This window comes from Pseudomonas sp. P1_C12 (genome assembly GCF_056406435.1).
In genome coordinates, this window is the sequence record NZ_JBFUAE010000015.1 from 1 (window position 1) to 16,332 (window position 16,332).

Genomic DNA, 16,332 nt, shown 5'->3' on the forward strand with positions numbered 1-16,332 from the left:
GTTTTGAGAAAACCCTAAACTTGGCTCAGCAATCGTTGGTTACATCTTTGATTTCTCGCGGAGTAACTTGTGATGCTGATAATCTGTTGACTAGCAGTCTGACTCCACAAGCACCCACACGAATTGCTTGATTCAGTTGTTAAAGAGCGGTTGGTTAAGATCTTTCGTCTCAACCGAGGCGCGCATTCTACAGCAGCCTCATTTGCTGTCAAGTGGTATTTTTCAGAAGTTTTCAAAGTTTCCTTTTCAACTTCAACCACTTGCGCTTCAGATCTCTCGTCAGCGGGAGGCGAATTCTACAGCGTTACACGCTGCTGTCAACACCTCTTTTTCAACTCCCTTTTGGCTTCGATGACCTGAAGCAACCTGCTGCCGAAAACTGCATAACTCATTGTTTACCAAGGAGTTTTCCGTTTCGACTGCGCCGGAAGTGGGGCGAATTATAGACACCTGTAATCTGCCGTCAACCACTATTTACGCCTTTTTGGCAGAAGAGCCCTTTTTAGCCACTAAACGCGGGATTCGACGAGCCAAAGGCGGTAGCCGCAGCACTAACAGCAATGCACCTATAGATGCATAGATCACCCACTCCTTCAGGTCGGCACGCACAATCCAGAGCATATGCAGTAATCCAAGCCCGAGAATTACATAAGCCAGGCGATGCAACTTCTTCCAGTGAACACCCAATCGCCGCTGACTGTATCGATTGGAAGTCACCGCCAATGCCAGCAAACCAAGAAAGCCCAGCGCACCGACAATAATGTAAGGCCGCTTGCGCAACTCGACACCCAGCTGCGACCAGTCAAAACCAAGTATGAATGCGCAATAACTACTGAGGTGGAGCAGCACATAGGCAAAGCACCACAATCCCAACTGTCGCCGCACGGCATTCCACCCCGCCCAACCGGTGAGCTTCTGCAAAGGCATCATGCTTAAGGTTACAAGCAGCAGAACAAGCGCCCCCAAACCCAGTCGATCAACCAGTACCTTGCCCGGATCCGGCCCGAGGACATCCTCCCAGGCCTGGTACAACCACAGCAGCGGCCACACCAGCACCACGACAAAGACACCGACACGCCAAAACGGATAGCGCATCAGTAGTTCTTCCTCAGGTCGAGCCCCGTATATAGAGAGGCGACTTCCTCTGAGTAGCCGTTGAACATTTGTGTGTCGCGCACATTGGGCTTGAACAAACCACTGGGCAGGCGGCGTTCACGCGCCTGAGTCCAGCGAGGATGATCAACCGTGGGATTCACGTTCGCATAAAAGCCATATTCATTCGCAGCAATGCTCTGCCAGGTGGTTTTCGGCTGCTCGCTGACCAGACTGATGCGCACGATGGACTTGATGCTCTTGAAGCCATATTTCCAAGGCACCACCAACCGCAACGGCGCGCCGTTTTGATTCGGCAACTCACGCCCATACATACCCACCGCAAGAATCGCCAATGGGTTCATCGCCTCATCCAGACGCAGCCCTTCTATATAGGGCCAGTCGATCAAGGCAAAACCGGAGCGTTGACCCGGCATGCTTTTGGGATCCTGCAGGGTTTCGAAGCGGATGAATCTGGCTTTCGAGGTCGGCTCGACCTCCTTGAGCAAGGCCGAGAGCGGAAAACCGATCCAGGGAATGACCATCGACCAGGCTTCCACGCAACGCAGCCGGTAGACTCGCTCCTCCAGCTGATACGGTTTCATGAAGTCCTCCAGCGCATACCGCCCAGGCTTGCCCACCTCCCCGTCCACCACCACCGACCACGGCTCCGCCTTCAGCGTGCCGGCATTGGCAGCCGGATCACCTTTGTCGGTGCCGAGCTCGTAGAAGTTGTTGTAGTGGGTCGCATCCTTGAACGGTGTGATCGCCTCATCCTTGACGCTGACCGCGCCCCACCGGGTGGTCGGAAGTTTTTCGCTGAACCAGGCAGGCGCCTTGCCGGGCTCGACATCCGGATAACGCGCAGCATCGCCAGCGCTGGCCCATTGCGGCAGGCCGCCCAGAGCGAAGCCGGCAACCGTGGCGCCGAGCACTTTGCGTCGAGATAGATAGAGGGATTCAGGCGTGACGTCCGACTCATGGCAGTCGGACGTTCTGGGGACTTTGATCAGCATGGTTACTCCGCAGCTTTGGAGGACAGATGCACCCATAGACTGCGGAGTATGAGGGAAATTACGCGCTCTTGTTACGGCGAAGACGTAACAGGTATTGAACCGGGCCGGAGGCTGCATAGGCGAGAAACACCAACAGCAGGATGCGCGGCGGATCACTGAAAACAACCGCGAACACCAGCACTACCGCGAGGATCGCCACGAACGGCACACGGCCTTTCAAATCCAGTTCCTTGAAGCTGTTGTACTTGATGTTGCTGACCATCAGCATGCCGGCCGCAGCAACCATCAGCGCAACCAGGAAGGACATCTTCGACCCCTGGATACCGTAATCGCTGAACGCCCAGACGATGCCTGCAACCACACCCGCCGCAGCAGGGCTGGCCAGGCCGATGAAGTAGCGCTTGTCCGCCGTACCGACTTGAGTGTTGAAACGCGCGAGACGCAATGCCGCGCCCGCCACATAGATGAAGGCGACCATCCAGCCAACCTTGCCCATGTCACCCAAGGCCCAACCGAAGGCCAGCAATGCCGGCGCCACACCAAAGGCAACCATGTCCGACAGCGAGTCGTACTCGGCACCAAAGGCGCTCTGGGTATTGGTCATGCGGGCCACGCGACCATCAAGACCGTCGAGCACCATGGCAACGAAGATCGCGATGGCTGCAAACGCAAAATACTTGCTCGCATTGGCCGAGTCACCGGCACTCAAAGCCGCCTGGGCGCTCATCGAGTTGATGATGGAATAGAACCCTGCGAACAGGTTCGCAGTGGTGAACAGATTCGGCAGAAGATAGATACCACGATGCCGGACTTTACGACCTTCAGCGTCATGCCCTTCCTCGACATGTTCATCGATGGGCAGCAGGCTTTCGGCGTCAGAAGCCTGGTTTGGCTCTTCGGGGCGTTCGCTCATGGACATTACCTTGCAACGGGGTGGAAAGTCTGGACAGGTGTCTGGGACGACGGTTCGGCCGCAAACGATGCAGCTTTATACCAGAACCGGCCCCCCAAACGAAAAAACGCGGCCTAAGCCGCGTTTTTCGTACAAGGGCGTGACTTAGTTTTTAGCTTTGTCGACGATCTTGTTGGCACCGATCCACGGCATCATGGAGCGCAGTTGCTCGCCGATGATTTCGATACCGTGAGCGGCGTTGTTACGACGCTTGGCGGTCATCGAAGGATAGCCGGTAGCGCCTTCGCTGATGAACATCTTGGCGTATTCGCCGTCCTGAATACGTTTCAGGGCGTTGCGCATGGCCTGACGGGATTCGGCGTTGATCACTTCCGGACCGGTCACGTACTCGCCGTATTCGGCGTTGTTGGAGATCGAGTAGTTCATGTTGGCGATACCGCCTTCGTACATGAGGTCAACGATCAGCTTCAGTTCGTGCAGGCACTCGAAGTAGGCCATTTCCGGCGCGTAGCCAGCTTCAACCAGAGTTTCGAAACCGGCCTTGACCAGCTCAACGGTACCGCCGCACAGAACGGCTTGTTCGCCGAACAGGTCGGTTTCGGTCTCGTCCTTGAAGGTGGTTTCGATGATGCCGGTACGACCGCCGCCAACGCCGGCAGCGTAGGACAGAGCGACGTTCTTGGCGTTGCCCGAGGCGTCCTGGTAGATAGCGATCAGGTCAGGGATACCGCCGCCCTTCACGAACTCGGAACGTACGGTATGGCCTGGAGCCTTCGGCGCGATCATGATCACGTCGAGGTCAGCGCGCGGCACAACCTGGTTGTAGTGGATCGCGAAGCCGTGGGAGAAGGCCAGGGTGGCGCCTTTCTTGATGTTCGGCTCGATTTCGTTCTTGTACAGGGAGGACTGGAATTCGTCCGGGGTCAGGATCATGACCAGGTCGGCAGCTGCAACGGCAGAAGCAACGTCGGTCACTTTCAGGCCGTGGGCTTCAGCCTTGGCAACGGTAGCCGAACCTTTGCGCAGGCCGACAGTCACGTCAACGCCGGAGTCTTTCAGGTTGCACGCTTGAGCGTGGCCCTGGGAACCGTAACCGATGATGGCAACTTTCTTGCCCTGGATGATCGACAGGTCGCAGTCTTTATCGTAGAAAACTTTCATGAATTTCCCCTATATCAGGCCGTTCAGGCCGTTCGCTAATTTGGTTTAGATGCTGAGTACTTTGTCGCCGCGGGCAATGCCGGTCACGCCACTACGGACGGTTTCCAGAATCGAGGCGGTGCCAATGGACTGAATGAAGCTGTCGAGCTTGTCGCTGGTACCGGTCAGTTGAACGGTATACACGCTGGCGCTGACATCGACGATCTGCCCACGGTAAATATCGGTAGTGCGCTTGATCTCGGCACGCTGGGCGCCGGTGGCCTTGACCTTGACCAGCATCAGTTCGCGCTCGATGTGAGCACTCTCCGACAGGTCGACCAGTTTTACCACTTCGATCAGCTTGTTCAGGTTCTTGGTGATCTGCTCGATGACTTCATCGTGACCAACCGTGGTCAGCGTCAGACGCGACAGGGTCGGGTCTTCGGTCGGGGCCACGGTCAGGCTTTCGATGTTGTAGTTGCGCTGCGAGAACAGGCCAACCACACGAGACAGAGCACCGGGTTCGTTTTCCAGAAGCAAGGAAATAATGTGCCGCATGATTAGGTACGCTCCGTCTTGCTCAGCCACATATCGCGCATGGAGCCGTCTTTGATCTGCATCGGGTAGACGTGCTCACTGGTATCGACCGAAATATCGATCACCACCAGGCGATCTTTCATGGCGAACGCTTCTTCCATCTTCGACTTCAAATCTTTCGATTCAGTGATGCGCACGCCAACGTGACCATAGGCTTCTGCCAGCTTGACGAAGTCAGGCAACGACTCCATGTAGGAGTGCGAGTGACGGCTGCCATAGCTCATGTCCTGCCACTGACGAACCATACCCAGAACGCCGTTGTTCAGAATGACGATTTTTACCGGCAAACCGTATTGCAGACAGGTGGACAGTTCCTGGATGTTCATCTGGATACTGCCTTCGCCCGTTACACAGGCAACGTCGGCATCCGGGTAGCTCAACTGAATGCCCATGGCCGCCGGAAAACCGAAGCCCATGGTGCCCAGGCCACCGGAGTTGATCCAGCGGTTCGGTTTGTTGAACTTGTAGTACTGCGCAGCAAACATCTGGTGCTGGCCCACGTCGGAGGTCACAAAGGCGTCGCCCTTGGTCACTTCGCACAGGGTTTCGATCACGGTTTGCGGCTTGATGACGCTGCCGTCGCCCTTGTCATAAGGGAACAGGCCGCGATCACCACGCCACTCGTCAACCTGCTTCCACCAGCTGGCAACGGACTCCTTGTTCGGGGTCTCGCCGATTTCCTTGAGGATCGCGACCATTTCGGTCAGGACACTCTCGACCGGACCCACGATAGGCACATCGGCCTTGATAGTCTTGGAGATCGAAGCCGGGTCGATGTCGATGTGAATGATCTTGGCATTCGGGCAGAACTTCGAGGCACCGTTGATGACACGGTCGTCGAAACGCGCGCCGACAGCGAGGATCACGTCAGCATGGTGCATCGCCAGGTTGGCGGTGTAGCTGCCGTGCATGCCGAGCATGCCGATGAACTGACGGTCGGTGCCAGGGAAGCCACCAAGGCCCATCAGGGTATTGGTCACTGGCAGGTTGAGCATCTTCGCCAGTTCGGTCAGTGGTGCGGAACCACCGCCGAGGATCACGCCGCCGCCCGAGTACAACACAGGGCGCTTGGCCGCCAGGAGCATTTCTGCCGCCTTGCGGATTTGACCGGAGTGACCGCGAACAGCCGGGCTGTAGGAACGCAGCTTGGCTTTTTTCGGGAAGACGTATTCGAACTTCTCGGCCGGGTTGGTCATGTCTTTCGGGATATCGACAACGACCGGGCCAGGACGACCGGATTGCGCCAGGTAGAACGCCTTCTTCATGACTTCCGGGATTTCCGACGCGTGCTTGATCATGAAGCTGTGCTTCACGATCGGCCGGGAGATACCGATCATGTCGGTTTCCTGGAACGCATCGGTGCCGACCATGGTGCTAGGCACCTGGCCGGAAATGATCACCATCGGAATGGAGTCCATGTAGGCGGTGGCGATACCGGTGATGGCGTTTGTTGCGCCAGGACCGGAAGTCACCAGTACCACACCGGCTTTACCGGTGGCACGGGCGTAGCCGTCAGCCATATGGGTAGCCGCTTGCTCGTGACGAACCAGGATGTGGGTCACTTCCGGTTCTTTGAACAGGGCATCGTAAACATGAAGAAGAGCACCACCCGGGTACCCGTAGATATATTTGACGCCTTCGTCGCGCAAAAAGCGGACGAGCATCTCACCGCCAGATAAAAGCTCCACGTTGCTCACCTCTAAAACGCCAGAATACCGCCCACGAAAAATGGGACGGGTCTTAATAGGTTTACTTCTCGGCAGAGCATGAGCGACGGTGGTCGCCGACTACGTCAGCACTGACTGAGCAAGTATTGGGATCGTCCCAAGTGTTGCGGGCCTTTCCCACCCAGCGCGAGGTAACGCGTTGCGGGTGTAACAGGTCGACGCGGATATGCGCCTCATGATCTGCTGAGAGGGTCTGCTTCTGGCAGTCCCTGTACAGCGGACTTTGGATTCTTCTGTTTCGTCCTTCGCAAGTCAAGTCGTCTACGTGCTTTATTCTACTAAGCACATGAGAACGCAAGAAAAAACCCGTAAATCAGCCGTGTGTTAGCTTCGATTGCGCAACTTTTGGCAAAAAATTGGCAGGCGAATGCACTTAACTAGCAGCAGGCGACAAAACAGAGAGAGATTGTGAACAACTGCCAGCGGACGCTGGCAGCTTCTGGCTCAGCGAGACGCTGTGATCAACTGATCAAACTGTTTGAGCAATACCTGCAACTGCCGATCCTTGCCCTGGACATTGCGTCCGGCAAAGACCATTTCAGCCATTTCCTGAATGCCCGAAGCATTGGGTAGCGGCAAATCCTGCTCAAGGATCATCTTCATGCGCGGCAGGAAGATCCACTGCAGCCATTGCTCGAAATCCAGTGTATCGACCGAAAACGGCTCGACACTGGCAAGCGCTTCAGCAGAGGGCGAGACTTCATCCCACCACCCTTGCACCCGCAACTCGCGCTCGATCAACAACAGTTGATCGGCGATTTTCAGAAAGCGCGCGTCCATCACAGCGTTACCTTGGCCTTTTGACGAGCCAGTGCCGCGCCCTGGGAATCACTCTGCTTTTCACGCGCCTGGGCAATCAGCTCCCACAAGTTGGCCTGAAGGGCTGGACGACCATTGGCAAAGGTCAGCCCACGGCGAGCGAACTGCTCGGCCTGGGCCGCATCGCCCTGAGCCATGCGCACCTGCGCCAGACGGTAAAGCACCTGCGGCTCTCGCGGTGCAACGCGTTGGGCGCGTTCGAGGCTGGAGGAAGCACCGTTGAGATCACCGCTCGCCTGCTGCTGTTGAGCAGTGGTCAGCAAAGCCAATACCGGGCCGTCCAGTTGCTCGTCTGCAGAAAGCCCGCCCGAACTGGCCGACGGAATCCCGCTTGGCGACGACGGCATGCTGTAGCTGCCCTGATTGATCGGCGCCGACTGGACCGGCGACGTGTCAATTGGCCCCGGCGTGATCGGACCCGGGGTAATCGGTGTGGTGCTGATCGGCGTCGAAGTCGTTGCCGCGCCTGGCACCATCACCACTACACCGCTGTCGCCTTGCGCAATCGCCTGGGTCTGCGACTGGCCTTGTACAGGGCGCTTGACGGTCGTCTGGCGGAAGCCGCCATTGGCCGAGATCCGCTCACTGTTGGACACGACGGTGCCGGAATCCACAACCGGAATCGAGCCACGTTGTACGCTAGAACAACCGCTGAGCAAAGCTACGGCGGCAACCGCTGGAATCAACCACTTGTTCACTTGAAACCCTCTTTGCTTAATTCATCCAGCCCTTGACCCAATCCATTACCGACTCGGCAGGGTTTTCACCACCGCAAGCGGCGCCGGGAGGCGGTTCGCTGCCGCGAATATACGGCATCTGTACGGCACCTGGGCAACCGGCGTCAGAACCTTGCCCGGTTCGCGAATCAACCCAGGCCTGAACAATATTGTCCGGCTGCGGCATATCCAGCGGCAACGGGTCGGCCTTGCGCATGAAGCTGGTCCAGACCTGCAGAGCCCCGGTGGCGCCGGTGAATGGCGTCTTGCCGTTGTCGTCGCGACCCAGCCAGACCACCGCCAGCAAGTCCTGGCTGAAACCGGCAAACCAACTGTCCCGCGAGTCGTTACTGGTACCGGTCTTACCCGCCAGGGTCAGGGTCCTTGGCAGCACGTTATAGACCGAACTGCCGGTACCTTCACGCATCACCCGCTGCATGGCGCTCTGGATCAGGTAAATGGAGGCAGGATCGAAACGCTGCTGAATCTGGAACGGATAACGCTTGAGCGGCTCGCCCTCGGCAGTCAGCACGCTTCGGATCCCGCGCATCGGCGTATTGAAGCCGCCGTTGGCGAGGGTCTGGTACATGGTCGCCACTTCGATCGGCGTCATGCCGCCAGCGCCGAGCAACATCGACGGGAAGGCCGGGAACTCACGAGACACCCCCAGGCGCTCCACCGTCTTCAATACGTTCGGCACACCGACCGCCAAACCAAGACGCGCGGTCGACAGGTTGTAGGAGTGCGCCAGGCCTTGATAGAGGAAGACCGTACCGTGAGAACGACGATCATAGTTCTGCGGTTTCCAGACCTGACCATCCGCGCCTTTGACCGAGAAGGATTCGTCCGACAGCCAACTGGTCAATGTGTACTGGCTTGGTTTCTCCAGTGCAGTCAGATAAACCGCCGGCTTGATCAGCGAGCCGATCGGCCGTACCGCATCCAGCGCCCGGTTGAACCCGGCAAAACTGGCCTGGCGACTGCCGATCATGGCCTGCACTTCACCCGTCTCCGGGTTGGTCACGACCATTGCCGCTTCGACGTCATCGGAACCCTTGCGCCCCGCCAGACGCTTGAAGGTGTCGTTGACCGAGGCTTCAGCCTTCATCTGCAGGATCGGGTCGAAACTGGTGAAGATCCGCAGACCTTCTTCGGTCAAGTCTTCGTCGCGATAGTCTTCGCGCAACTGACGCTTGACCAGATCGAGGAAGCCGGGGAACGAGCTGTCCGCCAGACTGCCGCGCTTAGTCACGCCCAGCGGCATTTTCTTCGCCGCCTCAACCTGCTCGGCAGTCGCAACGCCCTGCTCCTGCAGCACATCGAGTACCAGGTTGCGCCGCTCAAGGGCACGCTCCGGATAACGACGGGGGTTATAGGCAGAAGGTCCCTTGACCATGCCCACCAGCAGTGCGACCTGATGCAACTTGAGCTCGGCCAGCGGCTGACTGAAGAAGAACTGGCTGGCGAGACCGAAACCATGCACCGCGCGCTGACCGTCCTGCCCGATAAACACTTCGTTGAGGTAAGCCTCAAGGATTTCGCGCTTGTCGTAATGCAGTTCAAGCAGCAGCGCCATCATCGCTTCGGTGAGTTTGCGGTTCAGGCTGCGCTCGTTGGTCAGGTAGAAGTTTTTGACCAACTGCTGAGTCAGGGTACTGCCGCCCTGACGCATGCGGCCGGACGAACCGTTGACCCAGACTGCACGGGCGATCGACTTCGGCGAAACACCAAAGTGATGATAAAAATCGCGGTCCTCGACCGCCACCAGCGTTTCAAGCAAATACGGCGGCACCTGATCGATCTTGATCAGAATCCGGTCTTCGAGGTTTTTCGGGTACAGGCCGCCGATCAGCAGCGGCTCCAGGCGCACCACCGACAGTTTCGAGCCTTTTGCCCCCGCCAACTCGGCCACGTAATCGCCGGAGAAACGCACCCGCACCGGTTGCGCTTGTTCCATGCCTTCATAGAACTGGAAGCCACGGGTATTCAGATCGACGGTATTGCCGTTGACCGACGCCGCCCCCGGACCATTGGCCACGCTTTCACGGCGATAGCCCAGGGCATCGAGTTCAGTCAGAAAATCATCCCTGCTCAGCTTTTGTCCGACGAACAGCTCGAGCGGGCGCGCGTAAACCTTGGCCGGGATGGTCCAGCGCTTGCCGGAGAACTTCTCCTGGACGATTGCATCAAGGTAAACGGCGAATCCGGCCAGCACTACCAGGGCGACCAGACTGAGTTTAATGGCCCAGCCCAGCCACGGGCGCAGGCCTCTGGAGGGTGGTTTTTTTGGGGTTCGGGGAGTTCGAGTACGAGTCATGGCGGCGGATTATACGCACTTTATTCATCCTCAACAGGAGCGCTCCGAGGTTTGCGTCGAGCGGACTTGCGGCCATAATGACGGCCTTGAATTTCCCAGTCTCTGAAGGATCGCCTGTGAGCCAGTCCCTGATCGCTGCCCTGCAAAACCCTGCCCTCTACCCGCATCCTGTAGAGGGATTCCAGGTCATCGAGACCCATATTTCCTGGGTACTGCTCACCGGCCCCTATGCCTATAAAGTGAAGAAGCCGGTCAATTTCGGCTTTCTCGACTTCACCAGCCTTGAGGCTCGCGAACACTTTTGCACTGAAGAACTGCGTCTGAACCAGCGCCTCACCGACGATTTGTACCTCGAAGTGCTGCCCGTCACCGGCAGTGCCGAGGCTCCGCAACTGGGTGGTGAAGGCCCGGCCATCGAATATGTACTGAAGATGCGCCAGTTCCCGCAAACCGGCTTGCTCAGCACCCTTCAAGCCAATGGCGAACTGACCACCGCGCACATCGACGAGATGGCCGGGCAAATCGCCCGCTTCCACCTCAGCGCACCGAAAGTGCCAGCCGGGCACGAAGCCGGCACCCCGGACAGCGTCATGGCGCCGGTGCAACAGAACTTCGAACAGATCCGTCCGTTCCTCAGCGACAAAGCCGACCTGCTGCAACTCGACGCCCTGCAAGCCTGGGCCGAAAGCAGCTTCGAACGCCTCAAACCGCTATTCGCCCAGCGCAAGGCCGAAGGCTTCATTCGTGAATGCCACGGTGATATCCACTTGGGTAACGCAACCGTGATCGACGGCAAGGTCGTGATCTTCGACTGCATCGAATTCAACGAACCGTTTCGCTTTACCGACGTTTATGCCGACACCGGCTTCCTGGCGATGGACCTGGAAGATCGTGGCCTGAAGTGCCTGGCGCGTCGCTTCATCAGCCAGTACCTGGAGCTGACCGGTGACTATCGCGGCCTCGAACTGCTGAACTTCTACAAAGCCTACCGCGCACTGGTTCGCGCCAAGGTTGCCCTGTTCAGCATGCCGGCCGAAGCCACTGCGGTGCAGCGCGCCACGACCCTGCGCCAGTACCGCAACTACGCCAACCTGGCGGAAAGCTACAGCACCATTCCTTCGCGTTTCATGGCCATTACCAGCGGCGTTTCCGCCGTCGGCAAGAGCCATGTCGCCATGCGCCTGGTCGAAGCCCTGGGCGCGATTCGCCTGCGCTCCGATGTCGAGCGCAAGCGTCTGTTCGGCGAGCAAACCGTCGAGAATGATGTACAGGCCGGCATCTATAGCGCCGACGCCAGCGCGGCGACCTATACCCGCCTGCACGAAATCGCCGACGTCATCCTGCGTGCGGGCTTCCCGGTGGTGGTCGATGCCACTTACCTCAAGCGTGATCAGCGTGACAGTGCCGCAATGGTGGCCGAGGCCACGGGCACACCCTTCCTGATCCTCGACTGCAATGCGCCACAGGCCGTGATCGAAAGCTGGCTGGCCGTGCGCCAGGCAGACAAGAAAGACCCGTCCGACGCCACCCTGGCTGTTATCGCAGCCCAGCAAGCCAGCCGTGAAGCGCTGACACCCGCAGAAATCCTCTGCAGCAAGCGCGTCCAGACTAATGAAAGCGGGACGCTCGATACCGTTGTCGCGCAAATTCGTCAGCGCCTACCGGGCCTGTAAGGAAGTTTTTCAGCCGTGAAGTCTCCGCTGGCTTCACGGCCGCCAAATAGTGGCACTATACTGGCGTCATAAAACCAACAGGTGATGCGACATGAGCCAGCCGAAATTTCTCGACACACCGCTTTACGCCCTTCTGCACAAAGACGACATCAGAGGCTTCAACAGTGAACGCCCCAAGGATGGCCCCATCGACATGGCGGGTGGAGACTTCCGGGGGCTGGACCTGCGCGAGCTGAATGCCGACGGTGTGGATTTCAGCAACGCCTACTTCCGTTCCGCCGACTTGCGCGGCATTGATTTCAGTAAAGCGAACCTGGAAGGCGCGAGCCTGGCCCACGCGCAAATCTCCGGCGCCTACTTTCCGGTGGAACTCAGCGCCGACGAAATCCTGATGTCGATGAACTTCGGCACGCGATTGCGTTATCGCACCCGCTGACCAACGTCGCTGACTGACACGTCCAGCGCCCCTGATTGCGCTGGACTGTGGAGGGATACTCGCCCGTAATTCCTGATTCTTCCCCACCTCTTCCTACTGCGTTCGCGGATTTTTCACGCTCTGCCAATACTCGTTTCTTAGAAGCATTTGCGTCGAAAACGAGCAAACAATCACGCGTTTCCTACTGATGGCTACACTCCTCAGAAGATTGCCCACGCTCTCCATTCGGCCATCGCAAGGAGGCTTGATGAATGATGAACTGCAACACCTGAAGAATCTTGGCAAGACGTCAGCGCAATGGCTGCATGCCGTGGGCATCCATAGCGCGTCGGACTTGCGTCGCCTCGGGGCGGTGGATGCTTATCGGGCCGTGCGCACGCGCGGTTTTCGGGCGTCCAAGGTGTTGTTGTACGCAATTGAAGGCGCCCTGATGGACGTTCACTGGAACGACATTCCTGCCGAGCGCAAGGAAGCGCTGAACAAACAACTGGAAGCCATCTCTACACGCCACAAGATTTGATCCGACAAATACTTCTGAAGCTTTGCAACCTGAAACCCAATGATTACGGGGCCTGCAAACGCAAATCCGGAAAATCGCAAAGAAATCAAAAAACAGCGGTTGACTTGGTAATGAGAATCGATATGATTATCACAACTAGTCGCGAGACTGGTCGATATTCTGAAAAGCCCTTGGTTCGGACTCTCGGATTATCTCCTCATCAGGCTAATCACGGTTATTTGACCCGGCTCTTGCCGGGTCTTTTTTTGCCTGTGGAAAAGTACTGACAGGGTCTGGCGCAGCTTCCTTCAAAGGATTCCACGGGCGAGGCAGCCATTTGATAGCATTCACCCCTCAAGCTCGGACATATCCGGTCACGAGCCGCGGGACCGAGGATAGACATGAAGTTGCTTTGCGCAGGTGCCGAGCTGGTCAATGACAGCAGCCGCGGGTTCGACATCAATGGCCAAAAGTTTTTTGCGGTGCGCCGTAGCGGGCAGGTTTATGTCTACATCAATCGCTGCCCGCACCGGGGCGTTGCCCTTGAGTGGCATCCCGACCAGTTTCTCGACCCCAGCAACAGCCTGATCCAGTGCGCCACCCATGGCGCACTGTTCCTGATCGAAGACGGCGAATGCGTCGCCGGCCCTTGCGCGGGGCAAACCTTGACCAGCGTGGCCTGCCGCGAGGATGAACAGGGGATCTGGATCAGCCTTTAACCACCCGGTAACACGTCCAGACGCCGGTCGACCAACATTTCTTCGTGGCTCAACCGCACACCGTAAGCCAATACCTCGACCCCGCAGGCGATAGCCTCACGCAAGGCCTGAGCATAAGCCGCATCGATTTCCTGCGCCGGGCGCACGGCCTCGATGTCGGTCAGGCAAACACAGTACAACTGCACCGCGCGAATACCGTCCCTGGCCAAATGCGCCAGCTCCCGCAGATGCTTGGCGCCACGCTGGGTGACCGCATCGGGAAACGCTGCCACCGCCGTACCGTCGAAGCCCAGGGTCACGCTTTTGACTTCGACGTAGGCAGACCCTTCTGGGTAATCGAGGCGGAAATCGATACGACTGTTTTCCTGACCATAGGCCACTTCGCGCTTGAGCCCGGTAAAACCGTTCAGTTCGGTGATGACGCCCGCTCGCAGCGCCTCTTCGATCAAACCATTGGCCCGGGCGGTGTTCACGCAAAACAGCCGCCCTTGCGGGGTTTCACCGACCTCCCAGGTGCCGGGCAACTTGCGTTTCGGGTCGTTTGAGCGACTGAACCAGACCTGCCCGCCTTCGACCTGACAATTGAGCATCGAGCCAGTGTTCGGGCAGTGAATGGTCAGCAATTCGCCATCAACGGTTTCGATATCGGCGAGAAAACGCTTGTAACGACGAATCAGGCGGCCTTCTTCGAGGGGAGGATGAAATCGCATCAGCCTTGCCAGCTCCGCAACCCACGGGCAATGCGCTCGACCGCCTCCTGCAAACGCTCGATGTTTTGCGTATAGGCGAACCGCACATGATGCCCGGCCTGATAACGCCCGAAATCCAGCCCCGGGGTGAATGCCACATGCTCGGTTTCGAGAAAATGTTTACAGAACGCGAAGGCATCGCCGCCGAACTTGCTGATATCGGCGTACAAGTAGAAAGCCCCTTCCGGCTCCACCGCAATGCCGAAGCCCAATTCACGCAAGGCCGGCAGCAGGTAATCCCGACGCCGGCCAAATTCGGCGCGACGCTCTTCGAGAATGCTGATGGTTGCCGGTTCGAAACAGGCCAGTGCAGCGTACTGCGCCATGCTGGGTGCACTGATGTAGAGATTCTGGGCGAGCTTTTCCAGCTCACCGACGGCCGCGTCGGGGGCCACCAGCCATCCGAGCCGCCAACCGGTCATCCCGAAGTACTTCGAAAAACTGTTCAGAACGAATGCACTGTCGTCGACTTCCAGCACGCTGGCCGCATCGGTGCCGTAGGTCAGGCCGTGATAAATCTCGTCGACCACCAGATGACCGTGGCGCTCCTTGATCGCAACAGACAACTTCGCCAGCTCGTCGCGGGTCAGGATCGTGCCGGTCGGATTGGCTGGCGATGCCACCAATGCGCCGACGCTGTCGTGGTCCCAATGACGCTCGATCAGGCCAGGCGTCAATTGATAACGCACATCCGGACCGACCGGTACCAGTTGTGCCGCGCCTTCGACCAGCCGCAGGAAATGCCGGTTACACGGGTAGCCCGGGTCCGCCAGCAGCCAGTGTTTACCGGGGTCGACCAGCAAAGCGCTGGCCAGCAGCAACGCGCCGGACCCGCCAGGCGTGATGAGGATGCGCCGCGGGTCGATGTTCAAACCATAACGCTGCTGATAAAAGCCCGAAATGGCCTCACGCAGCTCCGGAATGCCGCGCGCGGCGGTGTAACGGGTTTTCCCCGCTGTCAGCGCAGCCTGGCCAGCCTGGATGATCGGTTCGGCGGTGGTGAAGTCCGGCTCGCCGATTTCCAGGTGGATCACATCGTGGCCGGCCGCCTGCAATTCATTGGCCCGCGCCAACAGCGCCATGACATGGAAAGGTTCGATTGCGCGACTGCGGGCACTGTAGGGCTGAGCCATTGGCCTTCCTTCAACGGAGAAAAAACCGATTCTACCCAAGCGCAGGAACGAGCGAGAACCTAAAGCGGTCAGAGGCCTTGTAACCCCGATCACAAACGACTCGAGCGCGCGCGCAAGGATTGACTAAAATCAATAATTGAGCAGGGTTCCAGAGCCACCAGACAACGGTTTGTCATCATTTGCAAGCACCCTGTGCCGCGAGCTCGACATCCGGGAGTAGCGCGGCCCGAGTTGATCTGGTAAGTTCGCCCGCTTGCAGCCGCAGGGCCGAGCAGGTGCCGGTGATGGAGCAATCCTGCGCAGATGGATTACAAGAGTAGAGGCGGTCTATTTCATGTCCACCCAAGCAAAGCAGCAAAACCAGGCGATCAGCGGCTTCGAGCCCTATGTTCAGAAAGCCGGCGAAGAGTACATGGGCGAGCCCATGCGCAAGCACTTCACCAAGGTCCTGAATCAGTGGAAGAAAGAGCTGATGGAAGGTGTCGACAAGACCGTGGACCACATGAAGGACGAAGCGGCCAACTTTCCTGATCCGGCAGACCGTGCCAGCCAGGAAGAGGAATTCGCCCTCGAACTGCGTGCCCGCGATCGCGAACGCAAGTTGATCAAGAAGATCGACAAGACACTTCAGTTGATCGAAGACGAAGAGTACGGCTGGTGTGAATCCTGCGGCATCGAGATCGGCGTCAAGCGCCTCGAAGCGCGTCCTACCGCCGACCTGTGCATCGACTGCAAGACCCTGGCGGAAATCAAGGAAAAGCAAGTCGGCAAATAATTGCGACTTGA

16 protein-coding genes are annotated in these 16,332 nt (G+C 58.1%); 5 read left to right on the forward strand and 11 right to left on the reverse strand.

Features of this window, described 5'->3' with window-relative positions; all coding sequences use genetic code 11:
• Positions 1-474 precede the first annotated feature (474 nt).
• From msrQ to mrcB, 9 genes are all read right to left on the reverse strand, one after another.
• A complete protein-coding gene (msrQ, locus tag AC1D19_RS22690; RefSeq protein ID WP_477764618.1) occupies positions 475-1,095 on the reverse strand; it encodes a protein-methionine-sulfoxide reductase heme-binding subunit MsrQ in 621 nt (206 codons plus the stop codon).
• On the reverse strand, positions 1,095-2,108 hold the full coding sequence (gene msrP / locus AC1D19_RS22695; protein ID WP_477764619.1) for a protein-methionine-sulfoxide reductase catalytic subunit MsrP: 1,014 nt from the start codon (positions 2,106-2,108) through the stop codon (positions 1,095-1,097). The genes msrQ and msrP overlap by 1 nt, the downstream gene beginning before the upstream one ends.
• 58 nt (positions 2,109-2,166) lie before the next feature.
• Positions 2,167-3,021, reverse strand: coding sequence for a CDP-diacylglycerol--serine O-phosphatidyltransferase (gene pssA, locus AC1D19_RS22700; RefSeq protein WP_007971084.1), 855 nt, complete (start codon positions 3,019-3,021; stop codon positions 2,167-2,169).
• A 144-nt stretch (positions 3,022-3,165) separates the two neighbouring features.
• Positions 3,166-4,182 carry a ketol-acid reductoisomerase gene (ilvC, locus tag AC1D19_RS22705; protein WP_003228216.1) on the reverse strand — a complete coding sequence of 339 codons (1,017 nt, stop codon included), beginning with the start codon at positions 4,180-4,182 and terminating at the stop codon, positions 3,166-3,168.
• A gap of 45 nt (positions 4,183-4,227) precedes the next feature.
• Positions 4,228-4,719, reverse strand: coding sequence for an acetolactate synthase small subunit (gene ilvN, locus AC1D19_RS22710; RefSeq protein WP_003176102.1), 492 nt, complete (start codon positions 4,717-4,719; stop codon positions 4,228-4,230).
• 2 nt (positions 4,720-4,721) lie between these two features.
• Positions 4,722-6,446: an acetolactate synthase 3 large subunit gene (locus tag AC1D19_RS22715; protein ID WP_477759975.1), complete on the reverse strand. Its 1,725-nt coding sequence runs from the start codon at positions 6,444-6,446 to the stop codon at positions 4,722-4,724.
• A gap of 483 nt (positions 6,447-6,929) precedes the next feature.
• Positions 6,930-7,265 (reverse strand): YqcC family protein, encoded by a 336-nt coding sequence (locus tag AC1D19_RS22720; RefSeq protein WP_223454881.1) that lies wholly within the window; start codon positions 7,263-7,265, stop codon positions 6,930-6,932.
• Entirely contained in the window at positions 7,265-8,002 is a 738-nt protein-coding gene (locus AC1D19_RS22725) for a tetratricopeptide repeat protein (protein WP_477764620.1), read from the reverse strand. Before AC1D19_RS22725 ends, AC1D19_RS22720 begins: the two co-directional genes overlap by 1 nt.
• Before the next feature lie 16 nt (positions 8,003-8,018).
• A complete protein-coding gene (mrcB, locus tag AC1D19_RS22730) occupies positions 8,019-10,337 on the reverse strand; it encodes a penicillin-binding protein 1B (protein WP_477759974.1) in 2,319 nt (772 codons plus the stop codon).
• A 116-nt stretch (positions 10,338-10,453) separates the two neighbouring features.
• Between mrcB and AC1D19_RS22735 the strand changes: the two genes are divergently transcribed.
• From AC1D19_RS22735 to AC1D19_RS22750, 4 genes are all read left to right on the forward strand, one after another.
• Positions 10,454-12,010, forward strand: coding sequence for a bifunctional aminoglycoside phosphotransferase/ATP-binding protein (locus tag AC1D19_RS22735; RefSeq protein WP_477764621.1), 1,557 nt, complete (start codon positions 10,454-10,456; stop codon positions 12,008-12,010).
• A gap of 91 nt (positions 12,011-12,101) precedes the next feature.
• Complete coding sequence (locus AC1D19_RS22740) at positions 12,102-12,446, forward strand: pentapeptide repeat-containing protein (protein WP_477756315.1); 345 nt, start codon at positions 12,102-12,104, stop codon at positions 12,444-12,446.
• Positions 12,447-12,693: 247 nt separating this feature from the next.
• Complete coding sequence (locus AC1D19_RS22745; RefSeq protein WP_108216473.1) at positions 12,694-12,966, forward strand: TfoX/Sxy family protein; 273 nt, start codon at positions 12,694-12,696, stop codon at positions 12,964-12,966.
• 380 nt (positions 12,967-13,346) lie between these two features.
• Positions 13,347-13,664: a Rieske (2Fe-2S) protein gene (locus AC1D19_RS22750; RefSeq protein ID WP_477757025.1), complete on the forward strand. Its 318-nt coding sequence runs from the start codon at positions 13,347-13,349 to the stop codon at positions 13,662-13,664.
• Here the strand turns inward: AC1D19_RS22750 and sfsA are convergent.
• Together sfsA and AC1D19_RS22760 are read right to left on the reverse strand one after the other, a co-directional pair.
• Complete coding sequence (sfsA, locus tag AC1D19_RS22755; RefSeq protein WP_477759973.1) at positions 13,661-14,374, reverse strand: DNA/RNA nuclease SfsA; 714 nt, start codon at positions 14,372-14,374, stop codon at positions 13,661-13,663. The genes AC1D19_RS22750 and sfsA overlap by 4 nt on opposite strands.
• Complete coding sequence (locus AC1D19_RS22760) at positions 14,374-15,546, reverse strand: pyridoxal phosphate-dependent aminotransferase (RefSeq protein ID WP_477756867.1); 1,173 nt, start codon at positions 15,544-15,546, stop codon at positions 14,374-14,376. Before AC1D19_RS22760 ends, sfsA begins: the two co-directional genes overlap by 1 nt.
• Positions 15,547-15,880: 334 nt before the next feature.
• On the opposite strand from AC1D19_RS22760, the gene dksA reads away from it, so the two are divergent.
• Positions 15,881-16,321 (forward strand): RNA polymerase-binding protein DksA, encoded by a 441-nt coding sequence (dksA, locus tag AC1D19_RS22765; RefSeq protein WP_007971100.1) that lies wholly within the window; start codon positions 15,881-15,883, stop codon positions 16,319-16,321.
• Positions 16,322-16,332 lie beyond the last annotated feature (11 nt).

Excerpts from the sequence above, each read along its gene's own strand:
- msrQ (WP_477764618.1), bottom strand. The coding sequence starts at position 1,095 with ATGCGCTATCCGTTTTGGCGTGTCGGTGTCTTTGTCGTGGTGCTGGTG.
- msrP (WP_477764619.1), bottom strand. The coding sequence starts at position 2,108 with ATGCTGATCAAAGTCCCCAGAACGTCCGACTGCCATGAGTCGGACGTC.
- pssA (WP_007971084.1), bottom strand. The coding sequence starts at position 3,021 with ATGAGCGAACGCCCCGAAGAGCCAAACCAGGCTTCTGACGCCGAAAGC.
- ilvC (WP_003228216.1), bottom strand. The coding sequence starts at position 4,182 with ATGAAAGTTTTCTACGATAAAGACTGCGACCTGTCGATCATCCAGGGC.
- ilvN (WP_003176102.1), bottom strand. The coding sequence starts at position 4,719 with ATGCGGCACATTATTTCCTTGCTTCTGGAAAACGAACCCGGTGCTCTG.
- AC1D19_RS22720 (WP_223454881.1), bottom strand. The coding sequence starts at position 7,265 with ATGGACGCGCGCTTTCTGAAAATCGCCGATCAACTGTTGTTGATCGAG.
- mrcB (WP_477759974.1), bottom strand. The coding sequence starts at position 10,337 with ATGACTCGTACTCGAACTCCCCGAACCCCAAAAAAACCACCCTCCAGA.
- AC1D19_RS22740 (WP_477756315.1), top strand. The coding sequence starts at position 12,102 with ATGAGCCAGCCGAAATTTCTCGACACACCGCTTTACGCCCTTCTGCAC.
- AC1D19_RS22745 (WP_108216473.1), top strand. The coding sequence starts at position 12,694 with ATGAATGATGAACTGCAACACCTGAAGAATCTTGGCAAGACGTCAGCG.
- AC1D19_RS22750 (WP_477757025.1), top strand. The coding sequence starts at position 13,347 with ATGAAGTTGCTTTGCGCAGGTGCCGAGCTGGTCAATGACAGCAGCCGC.
- sfsA (WP_477759973.1), bottom strand. The coding sequence starts at position 14,374 with ATGCGATTTCATCCTCCCCTCGAAGAAGGCCGCCTGATTCGTCGTTAC.
- AC1D19_RS22760 (WP_477756867.1), bottom strand. The coding sequence starts at position 15,546 with ATGGCTCAGCCCTACAGTGCCCGCAGTCGCGCAATCGAACCTTTCCAT.
- dksA (WP_007971100.1), top strand. The coding sequence starts at position 15,881 with ATGTCCACCCAAGCAAAGCAGCAAAACCAGGCGATCAGCGGCTTCGAG.